Source organism: Ensifer sp. EB106-03-01-XG145 (assembly GCF_058792075.1).
Map to the genome: position 1 here is coordinate 17,583 of NZ_JBYTEC010000015.1, position 15,957 is coordinate 33,539.

Annotated in this window: 20 protein-coding genes; 9 read left to right on the forward strand and 11 right to left on the reverse strand. The window is 63.6% G+C overall.

What is annotated here, in order from left to right:
- Positions 1 to 77: 77 nt before the first annotated feature.
- From AC3WWH_RS26375 to AC3WWH_RS26425, 11 genes are all read right to left on the reverse strand, one after another.
- The gene (locus AC3WWH_RS26375; RefSeq protein ID WP_058322379.1) at positions 78 to 992 is read right to left on the reverse strand and encodes a pyridoxal-phosphate dependent enzyme; all 915 of its coding nucleotides are present in this window, start codon (positions 990 to 992) and stop codon (positions 78 to 80) included.
- Positions 993 to 1,160: 168 nt separating this feature from the next.
- Complete coding sequence (locus AC3WWH_RS26380; protein ID WP_255571031.1) at positions 1,161 to 1,283, reverse strand: hypothetical protein; 123 nt, start codon at positions 1,281 to 1,283, stop codon at positions 1,161 to 1,163.
- A 359-nt stretch (positions 1,284 to 1,642) separates the two neighbouring features.
- Positions 1,643 to 2,026, reverse strand: coding sequence for a hypothetical protein (locus AC3WWH_RS26385; RefSeq protein ID WP_156433093.1), 384 nt, complete (start codon positions 2,024 to 2,026; stop codon positions 1,643 to 1,645).
- A gap of 256 nt (positions 2,027 to 2,282) precedes the next feature.
- Positions 2,283 to 2,504 carry a hypothetical protein gene (locus AC3WWH_RS26390; protein WP_057253726.1) on the reverse strand — a complete coding sequence of 74 codons (222 nt, stop codon included), beginning with the start codon at positions 2,502 to 2,504 and terminating at the stop codon, positions 2,283 to 2,285.
- Positions 2,505 to 2,547: 43 nt separating this feature from the next.
- The gene (rpsU, locus tag AC3WWH_RS26395; RefSeq protein WP_057253728.1) at positions 2,548 to 2,787 is read right to left on the reverse strand and encodes a 30S ribosomal protein S21; all 240 of its coding nucleotides are present in this window, start codon (positions 2,785 to 2,787) and stop codon (positions 2,548 to 2,550) included.
- Positions 2,788 to 2,832: 45 nt separating this feature from the next.
- Positions 2,833 to 3,105: a hypothetical protein gene (locus AC3WWH_RS26400; RefSeq protein WP_057253730.1), complete on the reverse strand. Its 273-nt coding sequence runs from the start codon at positions 3,103 to 3,105 to the stop codon at positions 2,833 to 2,835.
- A 119-nt stretch (positions 3,106 to 3,224) separates the two neighbouring features.
- Positions 3,225 to 3,434 (reverse strand): cold-shock protein, encoded by a 210-nt coding sequence (locus AC3WWH_RS26405; protein ID WP_057253733.1) that lies wholly within the window; start codon positions 3,432 to 3,434, stop codon positions 3,225 to 3,227.
- A gap of 501 nt (positions 3,435 to 3,935) precedes the next feature.
- Positions 3,936 to 4,178, reverse strand: a complete 243-nt coding sequence (locus tag AC3WWH_RS26410) for a helix-turn-helix domain-containing protein (RefSeq protein WP_058322381.1) — start codon at positions 4,176 to 4,178, stop codon at positions 3,936 to 3,938.
- Positions 4,179 to 4,460: 282 nt separating this feature from the next.
- Positions 4,461 to 6,047, reverse strand: a complete 1,587-nt coding sequence (locus tag AC3WWH_RS26415) for an acetolactate synthase large subunit (protein WP_058322382.1) — start codon at positions 6,045 to 6,047, stop codon at positions 4,461 to 4,463.
- Positions 6,048 to 6,143: 96 nt separating this feature from the next.
- Positions 6,144 to 6,776 (reverse strand): LysE family translocator, encoded by a 633-nt coding sequence (locus tag AC3WWH_RS26420; RefSeq protein ID WP_058322383.1) that lies wholly within the window; start codon positions 6,774 to 6,776, stop codon positions 6,144 to 6,146.
- A gap of 116 nt (positions 6,777 to 6,892) precedes the next feature.
- The gene (locus AC3WWH_RS26425; RefSeq protein WP_058322384.1) at positions 6,893 to 7,516 is read right to left on the reverse strand and encodes an FMN-binding negative transcriptional regulator; all 624 of its coding nucleotides are present in this window, start codon (positions 7,514 to 7,516) and stop codon (positions 6,893 to 6,895) included.
- 87 nt (positions 7,517 to 7,603) lie between these two features.
- Between AC3WWH_RS26425 and pdxR the strand changes: the two genes are divergently transcribed.
- The 9 genes from pdxR to AC3WWH_RS26470 all read left to right on the forward strand — a co-directional run bounded on the left by pdxR (position 7,604) and on the right by AC3WWH_RS26470 (position 15,664).
- Positions 7,604 to 9,088, forward strand: coding sequence for a MocR-like pyridoxine biosynthesis transcription factor PdxR (pdxR, locus tag AC3WWH_RS26430; protein ID WP_245299137.1), 1,485 nt, complete (start codon positions 7,604 to 7,606; stop codon positions 9,086 to 9,088).
- A 170-nt stretch (positions 9,089 to 9,258) separates the two neighbouring features.
- Complete coding sequence (locus tag AC3WWH_RS26435) at positions 9,259 to 9,942, forward strand: redoxin domain-containing protein (RefSeq protein ID WP_058322386.1); 684 nt, start codon at positions 9,259 to 9,261, stop codon at positions 9,940 to 9,942.
- A 143-nt stretch (positions 9,943 to 10,085) separates the two neighbouring features.
- Positions 10,086 to 10,646 carry a hypothetical protein gene (locus AC3WWH_RS26440; RefSeq protein WP_058322387.1) on the forward strand — a complete coding sequence of 187 codons (561 nt, stop codon included), beginning with the start codon at positions 10,086 to 10,088 and terminating at the stop codon, positions 10,644 to 10,646.
- A gap of 71 nt (positions 10,647 to 10,717) precedes the next feature.
- On the forward strand, positions 10,718 to 11,701 hold the full coding sequence (locus AC3WWH_RS26445) for a threo-3-hydroxy-L-aspartate ammonia-lyase (RefSeq protein ID WP_058322388.1): 984 nt from the start codon (positions 10,718 to 10,720) through the stop codon (positions 11,699 to 11,701).
- Positions 11,702 to 11,840: 139 nt separating this feature from the next.
- A complete protein-coding gene (locus AC3WWH_RS26450) occupies positions 11,841 to 12,311 on the forward strand; it encodes a c-type cytochrome (protein WP_306341293.1) in 471 nt (156 codons plus the stop codon).
- 518 nt (positions 12,312 to 12,829) lie between these two features.
- Positions 12,830 to 13,492 (forward strand): peroxiredoxin, encoded by a 663-nt coding sequence (locus AC3WWH_RS26455; RefSeq protein ID WP_057253750.1) that lies wholly within the window; start codon positions 12,830 to 12,832, stop codon positions 13,490 to 13,492.
- A gap of 149 nt (positions 13,493 to 13,641) precedes the next feature.
- Positions 13,642 to 14,691 carry an MBL fold metallo-hydrolase gene (locus AC3WWH_RS26460; protein WP_057253752.1) on the forward strand — a complete coding sequence of 350 codons (1,050 nt, stop codon included), beginning with the start codon at positions 13,642 to 13,644 and terminating at the stop codon, positions 14,689 to 14,691.
- 68 nt (positions 14,692 to 14,759) lie between these two features.
- Complete coding sequence (locus tag AC3WWH_RS26465; RefSeq protein WP_058322390.1) at positions 14,760 to 14,975, forward strand: hypothetical protein; 216 nt, start codon at positions 14,760 to 14,762, stop codon at positions 14,973 to 14,975.
- A 137-nt stretch (positions 14,976 to 15,112) separates the two neighbouring features.
- Positions 15,113 to 15,664: a metal-dependent hydrolase gene (locus tag AC3WWH_RS26470; RefSeq protein ID WP_063891479.1), complete on the forward strand. Its 552-nt coding sequence runs from the start codon at positions 15,113 to 15,115 to the stop codon at positions 15,662 to 15,664.
- Positions 15,665 to 15,957: the final 293 nt, after the last annotated feature.

A 15,957-nucleotide genomic window follows, 5' to 3' on the forward strand; every position in this document is an offset into this window, starting at 1 on the left:
CTATCGCGCCTGCACCTTGGGGACTGGCTGCTGTCTTCCCACTGCACGCGGGAAGGGGCGGCGGTGCCGCCCAAAGGTCAGACTGCCTGCCAGGCCTGCAGCCGTTCCACCGTCGTCGTCGCGCCGCCGCAGACGATCATCAGCACGCGCTCGAAGCGCAGGAGTTGATCGGCGTGCTCGTAGGCGATGGCCAGGGCGGCGCCGCAGGCGGGTTCCACCAGCACGCGGTGGTCGTCGAGGAAGCGGGTGCAGGCGTCGACCGCCGACTGGTCGCTGACGACGACGCATTCGACCGGCCGGATCTGGCTGATCTCGAAGGCACGCTTGCAGACCTTTCGGGCGCCGAGCGAAGTGGCGACGCCGCTGATCGAGGGAAGCTCCACCAGCTCTCCCGCCTTGACGGAGGCGAGGTAGGACGCGGTGCCTTCGGTCTCCGCGGTGACAATAGGAATATCCCGGAGCCCGTTGCGCTCCAGTCCCTCGGCGACGCCCGACAGCAGCCCGCCGCCGCCGACAGAGAGCACGACCGCATCGAAGGCGAGGTCGGCCTTGACCACCTCGTCGATCATCGTCGCGTGCCCGGCCCACAGCAGCGGATCGTCGAAGGGATGGATGAAAGCGGTCTCGGCATCGGCGGATGCGAGCGCGCGGGCATTCGCTTCATCCCAAGCGGCGCCGTGGACGATCACCTCGGCGCCTTCCTGGCGGATAAGCGCCTTTGCCCGTTCGGTGGTCGTTTCGGGAACGAAGACGGAGACGGGGATTGAGAGCTGGCGGCCGGCATAGGCAACCGCCATGCCGGCATTGCCGCCGGAGGAGGAGACGAAACGCCGCTTGCCGTTTCGCGCATGGTGCTCGCAGGCAGCACCAACGCCGCGGATCTTGAACGAACCGGGCGGCTGCAGCGCCTCCATCTTCAGCCAGATGGAGCAATCGGACGCGAGGCTTAGCGGGCGGGATTCAAGGAGGGGAGTTTCGAGGTGAAGTGCCATGGGATGTTCCGTTGAGCGCGCGGTGCTGGAGGCCGGTTTGTTGCAATGGCTCCTGCGGGAGAATCTTGAAACAATTTGCCCCTGATCGCTAGTTCAACGCAACACGGGAGGGGTACAGTCGCGGATGGCCGTGTCCTGTCGTGGGATACTATGGGTCTACGGCGCCCGTCACCAGAGAAGGCCGCTCAATGTCATGAGCGTGATGAAGAGCAGGGACAGGACGAGCGATGCCTTGATGGCTGCCAGAGTATAGTCGTATCGGCGAAGTCTGTGTGTGAGCGTCTGGAACATGTGTTCGTCCAATCGTAAGGGATCTGCGGCTCCTCGCCGTTCGTTCAAGCGCAATGCGGCGCCCGTAGAATGTAGCGCCCGTAAATTGGCTGTGGCGAGAATATCTGCTCAGCCCCGAACACACCCGTTACACACCCGTTCGGCTCACGGTTGCCTCTCGCCTCCGCGCAACGTCGCGGACGTACTGCTGTCGATAAAGGAGGAAATTGGCGGTCGGGAGCCCCCCCACCGCGATATGCCAAGTCGGCCAGTGTCGATCGTCGAACGATGCGCCTCAAATGTGTCCAGCACAAGGGAGATCCCGTTCGAAGGGTATCCCTTCGACGTTCCGGCACTGATGGCCTGTCCGGATTACGGGCCTATGAGGATTTCGGGCCCTTGCCGGGACGGGGTGTCGGGTTCAGGGGCGATATCACGCCCGGCCAGGGGAGGCGTCGGGCACCGGTGTAGCGGGTAATCGCGCTGGGTCTTTGCGGCGCGCCGCCGTCGTTTTCCCACTGTTCGAGATTTGCGGTTTCAATCTGCCGCGGGGTGCGCTGCCCATCCCGGTTCTGCAGTTCAGCAAGCAGGATATCCGCGGTGGTAACGCCCGCCTGGAACCTTCTGACAAGGAAGACGGCGGCAAGGCGAAGGCTGTCTTGATCGTCAAGGTCGACGCGCTGATGAAAGCCCGCGCGCCGCAACACGCCATCGAGCATTGCCAGGTCGGAGGGAGCCAATGGATGCCGCTGAGCGGGTGACATGAAGCCACCTCCTGTTGACGGGAAACGTCGTTTTCGGCGCGTCCAGGGCGCCGTACGTTCATCTGAACGCACAAAGGACGCTCCGACAATTCTCTCCTACTGCATGTCTCCTTCAATCGACCTCGATTTAAGGAGACATGCAGAAAATCAAAATCTACAGCGACCTTTGCGCGTCTGATAAGACGCGCGGCGCTGTCGGTGCTTCCGCAAGGCCTTATGCCCATGTCCGGGCTTGCGCGTTCGGTTTCAGTCGATATTACGGCCGGCGCGATTTTCGGGATGGTTTGCTTGCGGGCACCTCCGCAGGCGGTTCGGCGGCGGCGCGCTCAAGGCGCTGGGCCTTGAGCTTCTCGGTCTTCTTGTCGCGGGCGATCTTTTCGGCAGCAACGATTGCTCTCGCCGTGTGATCGGTGGCGGAGGCCTTCTCGCTCGCGGAGGTCTTGGCCGGTTTAAATGCCGTGTTGGGGTGTGGCGTCATGACCTGTCTCCTGAAACGGGCGGATTTTTGCCGACCCCAAGCCTCAGCGCGAAGGTCGCGCTGCCTTCTTGGGTCCCGGCAGCAGGCCTTCGCGCTGGAGCTTCTTGCGCTGCAGCTTGCGCTGGCGCCGTACCGCTTCTGCCTTTTCGCGGACGCGCTTTTCCGAAGGTTTCTCGTAGCTGCTGCGCGCCTTGAATTCACGGAACAGACCCTCTCGCTGCATCTTCTTCTTCAAGATGCGCAAGGCCTGGTCGATGTTATTGTCCCTAACGAGTACCTGCAAAAGATGTTCTCCTGTTGTCGGTCGCGGCTTTCCCTGTAGCCGCGGTTATCTGCCGGGTTTGGTGCTCAATTTTTTGAGCCAGGGCCCGGTGATGGCCGCCTGGGGGGCGTCCTCTTTCGAAGTCTCGGCATGCTCGATGTCAGTCTCCAGCACGCAGCGTTCGAACGTCTCGCCTTCGACCCTTACGCGAAAGCGCGCCTCGCCACGATCATTGGGCAAAAGGCCGACGATCAGACCAAGACGGCTGTTCAAGGTCGACTGAGCGGCACTCGCCCTCAGCGTGACCTTGTCGCCAATCTCATAGGTTTTGCGGCTCATGGTGGTCTCCTGAAAAGGGCCCTGAGACGCAAAAAGGCCGGGTTGTTCCCCGACCTCTTCCCGTCATTCAAGCGCCTCCCTGCCAGTACATCCGTGGTCAGAGGAGGGCGAATGACAAATTATTCGGCCCTGAGATTGTCGGCCGAGCTCTTGCCCGTTCTGCGGTCGGCAACAACGTCAAAGGTCACTTTCTGACCTTCGTTGAGCGAGCGCATGCCAGCGCGTTCGACTGCGGAGATGTGAACAAACACATCCGTGCTGCCGTCGTCGGGCTGAATGAAGCCGAAGCCCTTGGTGCCGTTGAACCACTTTACCGTGCCTGAAGCCATGACGATTTCCTTTCAATCGCTGAATTTACCAGAAATATTTCTCTGGCGGTGATCGATATTTGAGAGGAGATCTGGCCGCGCGGAAGCGCCGTGTCAAAGGTCACAAGCAATATTCGATGAGGTGATATATAGACGATACTTTTTGAAACTCAATGAAAATATTAAATTATTTGATTTTGAGCGATCGCGAAAACATCTGCAAAGGCCTGAAATGGCGGGTTTTTCGTCCATTTATTTTTCTTGTTATTCAAGCTGATACGGCTTCTCGAGAGCCAGACGCTGTGCGCGTGAGCCACGCCGCGACCCGTCGTTGCGCGGTGCTCCGGACGCATAGCTGCTGAATGAAAAGGCAGGCGCTGCTTTGAGGGCGGGCGAGCGGATTCTTGGATGTTTCGGCAAGCGGGCTGTCGCTGGCCATTTCGACCAAAGCGGCCGGTCGCCACAGGAGGCGCGAAGGTAGAAGGCGGCGGCGCGCTGTCTTCGGCGCACCGCCCCCGCTTGTCAGGCGCTTGTAAAGGTCTGCGGCGAGACCTGCAATGCGGCGGCGATGCGCTGCAGCTTGGCGGGATCGGTATCGGCGCCAAGCTCGATCTTTGAGATTTCAATTTCCGTCAGGCCAGTCGTGACCGAGAGATCGTCGACCGTATAGCCGGCGGTTTCACGCGAATGCTTGATGGCGGCTCCGATATTGACGCGGGACAGAGATGCGCCGGGGGCCTTGGTTAGGTCTTTCTTAAAGGACATGAAGTGTCTCCTTCGTTGGTCCACCGACAAAGAACATTGTCGGTTGAAGGGGGCCCAAAACTGAAATGCGACTCGGACAGATGAGCGCGAACCTAGGGCGCCGCTAATATAAGCGAGAAGTTTCCGGGCGCAAGTTTGCGGTCGAAGTTTTGTGAAATGCCTATTTAAATCAATTGTTTATCCTGTGATTTCCGCGCCCGGAGGCCGGTAAATCCCATCGGTCAGGAGCATCATCTCTACGACGCGCCGGTGCTCGACGCAGTGCAAAAACGGCAGGGAATTTCACACAAGGCGAGCCTCGATCAGAAAGGGTCCACGCCGCGACAGCGCGGCATCGAAGAGCGCGGCGAAGGCTTCGCAGGAGGTCGCGACGGCCGCCTCGACGCCGAAGCCGCGGGCGAGCGAAACCCAGTCGAGCGCGGGGTTGTCGAGGTTCAGCATGCGGCGCGCGTTGGTGCCGATCTCTTCGACGCCGACATTGCGCATTTCGGCATGCAGGATGGCGTAGGTACGGTTGGAAAAGATGACGGTGACGATGTCGAGGTTTTCGCGCGCCTGCGTCCACAGGCCCTGAATATTGTACATGGCGCAGCCATCGGCCTGCAGGCAAATCACCTTGCGGTCGGGACAGGCGATCGCGGCACCGGTGGAAAGCGGGATGCCTTCGCCGATCGCGCCGCCGGTCTGCATGATGAAATCGTGCGGCGCAGAGAAGGCCGAAAGTGCGAAGTAACGCCGGGCCGAAGTGGCCGCCTCGTCGCAGACGATCGCATTCTCCGGCACCTTATGGGCGACGATGACGGCGATTGCGTCTTCGGTCAGCGCGCCCGAAGGCTCGCCCTCGTCTGTGGGGGCGCTTGGCATCGGCAGGGGCAGCGTGGCGCTGATACCGAGTTCGTCGCGCAGCGCTTCGAGCGTTCCTTTCAGGTCTTCACCGTGGCGGGCAAGCGTGACCACCGCGCAGCCTTCCGGCACCAACCGGCCGGGCTTTCCCGGATAGGCGAAGAAAGCCACCGGTTCCGGTGCGCCGACGAGGATCAGAACCTTGACGTCGCGGAGCGTTTCGAGCGCCATGTCGATCGGGTAGGGGATGCGCCGCGGCGCCACCCGCCCGCGGCCGCGCTGGGTGTGGGCGACTAGCACCTCGTTGAAAAGCTGGACGTTGCAGGCGGCCGCGATCCGCCCGGCGATGGCGAGGCTCTCGGCCCTTGCGGCGGCGCCGCTTAAGACCATGGCGACCCCTGCAGGATTCGCACGGACGAGGCGGGCAACCTCGCGAACCGTTTCCGCACTTGCCGGCCGCGGGGCTTCGATCAGGACTTGTTGCACTGGCGCGTCGGTGGAAAACGCGCCCCAGGACGCGTCTGCCGGCAGGATCATGGTGGCAACGCCCGGTGGCGTCAACGACGCGCGATAGGCGGCGGCCGCCGTCGGCCCCACGTCGGAGGGGTCGTTCACCCGCCGCACCCAGTTCGACATCGGGCGTGCCAGTCCCTCGATATCGCTGGTCAGCGGTGCATCGAGCGCAAGGTGGTAGGAGGCATGGTCGCCGACGACGTTGATGACAGGCGTGCGAGCGCGCCGCGCGTTGTGCAGGTTGGCAAGGCTGTTGGCGAGACCGGGACCGGTGTGGAGCAGGGTCGAGGCCGGGCGACCCGTCATGCGCGCATAGCCATCGGCCGCACCGGTGACGACGCCTTCGGAGAGGCCGAGGATACAGCGCATCTCCGGCTTGCGATCAAGGGCGGCGACGAAGTGCATTTCCGACGTGCCGGGATTGGCAAAACAGACATTCACATCGTTTGCCAGAAGTGTATCGACGAGGATGTCCGCACCTGTGGTGCGAATAGGTTGGCCGCCTTCTCCCATGCGCGTGTCCCCCGATGGCGTTCACGCATGATAGCTGCAAGTGATGCGGGTGCAAGGTAGGCTTGCGGCGGCGCTCGATGCGCCGCCCAAGTGGGGTTACGTCCGCTGCCAGGCGAGATGGGCGCCGAGCCCGATCAGCACCGTGCCGCCGGCGCGCTGCAGCAGGCGCTGTGCCCGGGTGGAGCGGCGCATCTTGACGACGACGGCATCGGCGAGAAACACGCAGACGAGATCGGCGGAGGAGAACATCAGGTTGACGACGGTGCCGAGCAGCAGAAACTGCACCCACACCGGGAAGGCGGCAGAGGCATCGGTGAACTGCGGCAGGAAGGCGACGAAGAAGATCGCGGTCTTCGGGTTCAGAACCTCGACGGTGATGCTTTCGAAGAAGGCGCGGCGCGCCGATTTCGCTTCAACCGCGGGCAGGTGACCGCCGCCGCTCGCCTTGGCGCGCATCAGCGTGAAGCCCAGCCAGACGAGATAGGCGGCACCGGCTAGCTTCACCGCGAGATAGAGTGTCGGCACCGCATGGAACAGGATCGAGAGACCGGCGGCGGCCGCAAGGACATGCACGTAACCACCGAGATGGATGCCGAGCGAGGCCATCAGCCCGGCAAAGCGGCCGCGCGCCATCGTCTGCGCAGCGGCGTAGAGCATCGCCGGTCCCGGAATATAGGCGAAGATCGCCGTGGTGACGAAGAAGGTGAGGAGAATGTCGAGCGACGGCATGGGATACCTCGTCTGCTGATGCGCGGAGTCGTTGTAAGGGCTTGCGCGGGAAAGTTGAAGGAAATCGGAACGTCTCATCCATCGGGTGAGATGCTAGACGAGGCGCCCGTTGAGCGTCAGACCGGTATCTCCCCGGAGACGAGGCGATCCTCGGGCCGCGCGCTGGCTGCGAGCCCTGCGGCCACGCCCTGACGATCTTCAATGCTGCGGTTCTGACTGAACTTGCGCTTGCCGTCGAGGCGGTCGATCGGCAGCCGCAGACCGATGATGCCGCGAAGCTGGGCCTTGACGAAGGCGGGTGGTGCGTCGCTCACCTGCCAGGGTTCGGCACCCGCCGCCTCGTGACGATTGGTCAGGCGGGTGACGACATCGAGAAGCCGATCCTCGTCGGTGAAGAACTCGACCTCGCCATAGGCGTGCACGGCCGAATAGTTCCAGGTCGGCACCACTTTTCCGTGCTCGCGCTTGGAGGCGTACCAGGAGGGGGTGACATAGGCGTCCGGCCCCATGAAGGTCGCCATGGCCGCGCCGATCGGCGCGGTCGTCCCTTGCGGGTTGGCGCGGGCGAGGTGGCCATAGAGCGTGCCATAAGGACCTTCGTCGCGATCGAGCAGCAGTGGCAGCGGCGTGGCCAGCAGGCCATCGGCCGTTGCGGTGACGAAAGTGGAAAGCGATGCGGCCTCGATGATCGCGTGCAGCACGCTCAGTGTTTCCTCCTTGAAGGCCGGGGGTGTGTACATGATCTCGCTCCTTGTGCTTGTCCTGTCATAGATGCAAACTGGACCGGAACGAATATCCAGTTTCCGCATAAATGAGTGGGCCAGTTGGTGACGGAGAAGGACGAGGCGTGGGGCGGGACCACCCGGCGGATCTACGAGGCGCTGAAGGCGCAGATCCTCGGCGGCACCTATGGCCCTGAGGATCGGCTGCCATCGACGCGGGCGCTGGCGGCCGAACTCGGCGTCTCGCGCACCACCGTGACTGCGGCCTATGAGCAGCTTCTTTCCGAGGGGTTTCTGGAGAGCCGGCAGGGCGCGCCTTCAAGGGTGGCGCTGCTGCATGCGCATGAGGGTGTCAAGCCGCTTCCCGCAGGGACGGCTTCCCGGTCTGCGCCGAGACCGGCAGCCCCCGTCCGTCTGTCGCGCTTTGGAGCGGCCCTTGGCGACGGGCCGACCTGGGTGCCGCCGCAGTCCGGTGGGTTGATCGCCGATTTTCGCTATGGCGACCTGTCGGCGGCCGATTTCCCGGCGGAAGCCTGGCGCCGGTCGGTCAACGCCGCACTTCGGCGGCGCCAGCCGCGGCTCGCCTATGACGACCCCGGCGGCTCGGCGGAGCTGCGGGTAGCCCTGCAGGCCTATCTCTGGCGGGCGCGCGGGCTGCGCTGCGAGCCCAATCAGATCATCATCGTCAACGGTTCGCAGCAGGGACTGGATCTTGCCGCCCGCGTGCTCGTCGATCCCGGCGACCGCGTAGCGATCGAGGATCCCGGCTACGTCATGGCGCGCCGGGTGTTTGCGGCCGCCGGCGCTGAAGTGGTTCCGATTGCCGTCGACGAGGAGGGGTTGCGCACCGATGCGCTCGCAGGGCTCGACGCCGTCAGGCTCGCCTATGTCACGCCCTCGCATCAGTTTCCGCTCGGCGGCGTGCTCTCGGCCCGGCGCCGGCAGGAGCTTCTCGCCTGGTCGGAACGCAGCGGCGCCTACGTGATCGAAGACGATTACGACGGCGAATATCGCTATGACATCCGGCCGATCCCGCCGCTGCAGACCATGGCCCATGCGGAGAACGTCCTCTATCTCGGCACGATCTCGAAGAGCCTGTCGCCGATGCTCCGGCTCGGCTATCTCGTCGTGCCGCCGCCGCTTCGCGCCGTCTTCGCCGCCGCCAAGCAGCTCGTCGACCGGCATTCGCCTGTTCTCGAGCAGGAGGCGCTGGCGGCGATGATTGCAAGCGGGGCCTATGAGCGCCACATCCGCCGGAGCCGGCGCAGCAATGGCCGCCGCCGCGAGGCGCTGCTCGCGGCGCTCAAGGCGGAACTCGGCGACGAGGTGACGATAACGGGCGCCGATGCCGGATTGCACGTCGTCGTCTGGTTCGAGCGGCTGGACCGGACGCAGGAAGGCGAACTGATCGCGCGGGCGCGGGCAGCGGGCATCGGCCTTTATCCGATCTCGCCCCTCTACGGCGCCGATGAAGCCGGTCACCGGCCGGACCGCGCCGGCATCGTCATGGGCTACGCAAGCCTCGAAGTGCCGCAGATCGGTCAGGGTGTCGCGGCGCTCGCGAAGCTGCTGGGTGATTGGCTCGATTAGCACCGGCGGCACAAAACGCCATGCAGATCACCATTCGGCGTGGGCCGTGCGTCCACCTGTGATAGGGTGGGGCTATCTTCCGCCATGGCCCGGCCTCGGGGCGGGCGGCAATGGGAGCGAAAATCACGGGCAGGGACGGAGCGGCGCAGGGGCGTCGACTGGGGGAGCAGATGGCAGACCGGAGAGTGCAGCCGTTGCAGCCGGGACAACCCGCACCCGCCTTCGAGCTTGCAAGCGCCAATCGGGACGATCCGGTTTCGCTTGCGAGCCTTCGCGGCCGGCCGTTTCTGATCGGTCTGTTCCGCGGCCTGCACTGCCCGTTCTGCCGGCGCCAGATGCGGCAGTTTTCCTCCGTCGAGCCGGCATTGCGGGCCGTCGGTGTGGAAACGCTGGCGGTGGTCAACACCCCGGTCGAGCGGGCGCGCCTCTATTTCCGCTTCCAGCCGACGCCGGTCACGGTCCTTGCGGATCCGGACTGCCAGACGCACAGGGATTTCGGCGCGCCACAGGCGGCACTGCTTCCGCCCGAAAGTACGGAGACGCCGGAATGGCCCTATCGCACGCGGCCCGCCGATTTCGCCGCAGCGCGCATCAACCCGACAGGCGAGCTCGCCGAACCGATGCATCCGATGCAGGCCAATGAGCTGCTCAATGCACGCGAAGGTTTCGAGCCAGACGAGACCGATCTGCGCATCTTCGCCGAACACGGCACGCAGCTGGTCGGCCACTTCCTGGTCGATGCAGCCGGCATCATCAGCTGGAGCGAGATCGAGGCGCGCTTCGGCCCCGACGAACTCGGCGTGTTCCCGAGCGCCGCGGAGATCATGATGGCCGTCAAGAGGGTCGCAAGCTAGTACGGGCAACCGGCTTGCAAGCCGGGGCCTGCAAACAGGGTGCAGGCCAAGGTCGCAACCGGCCGCGCGTTACGGTTAGCTGCTTGCGCCCTGGCCGGGTCTGCTCATAGTGGCCAACTCTTCGGTGTGGCGGTGTGGCCTTCATGAGATCTCTTCGCATCCATCCCCAACTTCACGACATGTTCGGTGAAGAGCAGCCGCCGGCCTATCTGCTGGCGATCCTCCTCTTCGGCGTTGGTGTCGCGGCCACCTTTGCCCTGTCGGCGGGCCCATTGCTGGCAGGCCTTGGCTGGTGGCGGGCGGCACTGGCGCTTGTCCTCGTGCTCGATATTGCCGCCGGCTGTGTCGCCAACTTCACGCCGTCGACCAATGATTTTTACGCGGCACGGCCGCGCAATCGCTGGATCTTCATCGCGATCCACTTCCATGTGGTCATCGTCGCGCTGCTCGTCGGCACCGGGGTCGGTGCTGCGGTCGCCGTCTGGGCCTATACGATCGCCGGCGCGGCGGTCGTCAATCTGCTTGCCGGACGCGCCGCACAGACTTTTGTCGGCGGGCTGCTGCTGGCGGTCGGCCTTACCGGCTTGCCGCTGTTGCCGGGCTTGACGCCGGCGATGGCGGCAGTGTCGGCCCTGTTCATGCTGAAGGTGCTTTTCAGCTTCGCGGTCGATCACTACCGCACGGTCGTTTCCAGCGGTGGGTAGCTGCGCCGGCATCCTTGCCTTGCAGGACCGCATTCAATAGCCTCGGAAGTGGCAAGCTCAGGGAGAGGCTCATGGCAGTTTCAGCGGCAGAGGAGGCATTGCGCCTTCCGACATTCGACGACGTGCAGGCGGCACGGGACCGCATCGCCGGCATGGCGCATCGAACGCCGGTGCTGACCTCGCGTACAGCCGATGCCGCCACCGGCGCGCGGCTTTTCTTCAAGGCGGAAAATTTCCAGCGCGCCGGCGCCTTCAAATTCCGTGGTGCCTACAATGCGATCGCCGCCTTGCAGGAAGGCGGCCAGAAGCGCGGCGTCGTCGCCTTCTCCTCCGGCAACCATGCGCAGGCGATCGCCTATGCCGCACGGCTGCAGGGTGTTGCCGCGACGATCGTGATGCCGAAGGATGCGCCCGAAATGAAGGTGGCAGCGACCCGCGGCTATGGCGCCGATGTCGTGTTCTATGACCGCTACACCGAGGACCGGTCGGCGATCAGCGCGAAGCTGGCGGCCGAGCGCGATGCCGTCCTCATCCCGCCCTTCGACCATCCTGATGTGATCGCCGGGCAGGGGACGGCGGTGCTGGAACTGATCGAGGAGGTGGGCGAACTCGACCTGATCGTCACGCCGCTCGGCGGCGGGGGCCTGCTCGCCGGTACGGCTCTCAGCGCCAAGGAGCGTTCGCCCCGCGCGGTCGTCGTCGGTGTCGAGCCGGAGGCTGGCAATGACGGCCAGCAGTCGCTCAGGAAGGGCGAGATCGTCCATATCCCGGTGCCGAAATCGATCGCCGACGGGGCGCTGACCAATCATATCGGCGAACACAATTTCCCGATCCTCAAGCGCGATGTCCGCGAGATCGTCACCGTGAGCGACGCCCAACTCGTGGAGACCATGCGCTTCTTTGCCGAGCGCATGAAGATGATCGTGGAGCCGACCGGCTGCCTGGCGGCGGCCGCCGTGCTGCAGGGCGTGCTTCCCTGCGCCGGGCAAAGAGTGGGCATCCTGATCAGTGGCGGCAATGTCGATCTCGCGACGTTCTGCGCTCTGCTGCAGTAGAGAGCGGCGGTCCCAGAGCAATTCCAGGAAAAGTGTGCAGCAGTTTTCCATCCGGAATTGCGAAATTCCAAACCAGAACAACACGAAAGCGTGAATTGGGGGGGTGAATTTTTTGCGTGTATTTTAGTTGGGTTTCGTCATGCCGCTCAACCGCAATCCAGAGGGTTTGCTCATGAGAACGCTCATTCTTGCCATCGCAGCACTCGCGCTTACGGGCTCCAGCGCCTTCGCTGATCCAATTGCAGATCGCAAGGCTATCATGAAGGAGCGCGGTAGACTGGTCGGCACCGTCGCTCCCATGGTCAAGGGAGAAAAACCGTTTGACGCTGCCGTTGCCATGACCGCCCTCAAGGGCCTCAGCGAGAACGCAGAAAAATTCGACGTGGACGTCTTGTTTCCCGCCGGCAGCGAAACCGGAGACACGGCCGCCTTGCCGGCAATTTGGCAAGACATGCCCGCGTTCAAGGCGGCTGCCGAGAAATTCCGGGTGGATGTGGCCGCTGCCGTCGCTGCCAATCCGCAGGATCTCGAAGCATTTAAGACGCAGTTCAACGCGGTAACCACGAATTGCGGCAGCTGTCACGAGAAATTCCGAATGAAGAAAGAGTAGCAGCAACAGGCATACGAGCCTGCTCAACTCGCCCGTCGGATGCGAACCTTCCGGGATTGGCGGATGAAACCGGCGAGCGATGTCCGCAGTGTCGAATTTCCAAGGATAAGATCAATGGCGCTTGGCGCGTCTGCACACGCGTGCAGCGGCGAGGCCGGCGTTGCGACAACATTTCGACGCGTGGCTGGCCTGCCGCGGCGACCGACGATCGATGATGCAGGCCTCGATCCGGCCGGTTGCAATGGCTGCGTCTTTCCGGTTGCCTTAAGCGGCAAAAGTGGCACACTGGGCATCGCGCCTTGGCGCCGGGCTTCCCGGCGTGCTCCAGGGCTGCCGTAATGATTTGATTTTCTAAAGGAATTTTTCCTCCGGACGGTTGTCGTCGGAGCGTAAACAATGGACGAAAGCAGAGGATTGCAGCGGCCGTTTGGCGCCTTGCCGGACGCGGCGCTGTCAAGAAAATAGAGTGCTCCCATCGCGCCCGGCGGGCGCGGCGCACACACACATTGGAGGGTATCGTGACGCTTGCAATCAATGACCTCGCACCGGACTTCGAGGTCGGAACGACCGATGGCACCATCCGGTTTCACGACTGGATCGGCGACTCCTGGGCGGTCCTGTTCTCGCACCCCAAGGACTACACGCCCGTCTGCACCACCGAGCTCGGCTACATGGCGCGCATCAAGCCGGAATTCGACCGGCGCGGCGTCAAGATCATCGGCCTCTCCGTCGATCCGCTCGACCGGCATGCCGGCTGGGCCGCCGACATCGAGGAAACGCAGGGCCATGCGCCGAACTTCCCGATGATCGCCGACGTCGACTACACCGTCTCGAAGCTCTACGGCATGCTGCCGGCGCCTGTTTCCGGCGACCCGACCAAGCGCACGCCAGCCGACAACCAGACGGTGCGCAACGTCTTCGTCATCGGTCCGGACAAGAAGATCAAACTCGTCCTCATCTATCCGATGACCACCGGCCGCAACTTCGACGAGGTGCTGCGCGTCATCGACTCGCTGCAGCTGACCGCCAAGCACAAGGTGGCGACGCCAGTGAACTGGAAGCAGGGCGACGACGTCATCATCGCCGGTTCGGTCAGCGACGAGGACGCCCGCAAGGTCTATCCGGAAGGCTGGAAGGCTCCGAAGCCCTATATCCGCATCGTGCCGCAGCCGAAGGGCTGAGGCGTCGCATCGGCAAAGGGTGAGGGAAGTGCCCCTCATCCGCGCAGTGAGGGGCAAACCTCCTCACCTGTGCGGATGAGAGGCGACCACCTCTCTTTGCCATCGCGCCCCGATTGGAAGCCGCGTTATCGTCAGCCAAGGAGCCGCCGATGATCTTCCGTCAATTGTTCGACAGCGTGTCCGGCACCTATACCTACCTGATCGCCAGCCGCCAGGGCGGCGAGGCGCTGATCATCGATCCGGTACTGGAAAAGGTCGAGCGTTACCTGCAGCTCGTCCGCGAACTCGACCTCCGGCTGGTCAAGGCGGTCGATACCCATCTCCATGCCGATCACATCACCGGGCTCGGGGCGCTGCGCGACCAGACCCATTGCATCACCGTGATGGGCGAGCAGACGGCGGCCGACGTCGTTTCCATGCGGGTTGCGGAGGGCGACCGGGTGTCGATCGAGGGTCTAAGCCTCGACGTGCTCTATACGCCCGGCCATACCGACGATTCCTATTCCTTCCTGATGGGCGGTGACATGGGGCGGCGGGTCTTTACCGGCGACACGCTCTTGATCCGCGGCACCGGGCGCACGGATTTCCAGAACGGCGACCCGCGCCAGCAATATGACTCGATCTTCAACAAGCTCCTGAAGCTGCCGGACGAGACGCTCGTCTACCCGGCGCACGACTACAAGGGCGACACGGTTTCGACCATCGGCGAAGAGAAGCACTTCAATCCACGTCTCAGGGTGAAATCCGTCGACGAATATGTCGACCTGATGAACAACCTCAAGCTGCCGAACCCGAAGATGATGGATGTGGCGGTGCCGGCCAACGTCCATATCGGCCTGCACCAGGACGAGATCGCGCGGCGTGGCTGGGCGCTTTCGGCCAAGGAGGCGCTGGCGCTCTGCGGCCGGGCGAAGATCGCGCTGGTCGATCTCCGGGAGAAGGCCGAGCGGGAAAAGCACGGGGTCATTCCCGGCTCGCTGCACGCGCCCTATCCGGATCTCGAGCAGAACATCGCGACCGGCGGCGTGCTGCATGAACTGGCGGAGGCGACCGGCAAACGCATCGTCTTCTACTGCGCCTATGGCGAGCGTTCGGCGATGGCTGTCGAGGCGGCACAGCAAGCCGGCATCGCGAGCGCCTGCCATATCGAGGGCGGCATCGCCGCCTGGAAGAAGGCGGATGGGCCCGTGACACATTGATGCCGACGCATTGACGCCGGGCGCGGGCGCGCCATCTCATAGGTGCGTTCAAAGAGCAGGGGCCGGCCATGCACAAGTTTTCCGTCAGCGTTGTCAGAGAGTTCGAGGCCGATAGCGCCGAGGAAGCAGCACTTCTGATGTACCAGTATCTGACGCGCGAGCCGGCGCCGCTCACCTACGCCGTCACCGATGAGGCGAAGAACGCCACCAGCCTGACGCTCGACCGGGAAAAGGCCGACGAATTCGCCAGCATCGATCACAGTGCTGATCCGGGCAACTGGTAGCACCCGCTGGCAGCGGCGGCTGTGGGCAACAGCCACGAATCCGACATTTTCGGTTGCAAATCCTCAAGCATTCACGTCTCGACTGCGGGTGTGAAAGACGCGGTTCCGCGGGATTGCGCTTCAGGAGGAAACCTGCCTTGTTCATTGCCCATCTGCCGGCAGGCTATCTGCTGAGCCGCCCCTTTGCGCGTCGCAATCCCTCGCAGGCCCGCGCCATCTTCGGCATCGGGCTGCTCTGTTCCGTTCTGCCGGATTTCGATCTCGCCTATTTCTACCTGATCGACCAGCGCCGCACGCCGCATCACGACTACTGGGTGCATACGCCGGTCTTCTGGCTGGTGCTGGCGGCGGCGATCGCGCTTCTCCTCATCGCCACCGGGCGACGCAATCAGCTCGTCCTCGTCGGTGTCGGGCTCATCAGCGTGCTCCTGCATCTGGTGATGGATTCGATCGCGGCAGATATCCGCTGGCTCTTTCCCTTCGCCGATCTCCGGGTGAACCTGGTGCATGTGCAGGCGGTCTATAAGCCCTGGTATCTGAACTTCCTGCTGCACTGGACCTTTGCGCTTGAGCTGGCGATTTGGTTGGTTGCAGGCCAGTTCGCCCTGCGCGATTTCAGGGCGCGGCGCGCCATCGGGAAAGAGGCTGCCCGTGCGGCAGAGCCGCAGGCTCCACGAACTCCGGCATGAATGCTTGCGGTCTCGCGCGGCGTTGCGGCGTGAACGCCGATGAAGAGGCCCGCCCATGCAACGTGCGGTGTAGCCGGATCGTTGACGAAGGCCGTCGTTCTATGCATCCTGCCGGCCAAGAAACGAAGATGCCGGCAGACGGCACAGGGAACACTGCAGCGCCCCGCGTCTTTTCGGACCCGCAAAGGTCGCTGTATCACTTTGACACTAGCGCATCTTTCCGCTTCGAGTTGAAAGCGGGACGCTCCAGGGGGCCGGAGGGCCCATCGACAAGCCTAGCATTCGCATAGCCG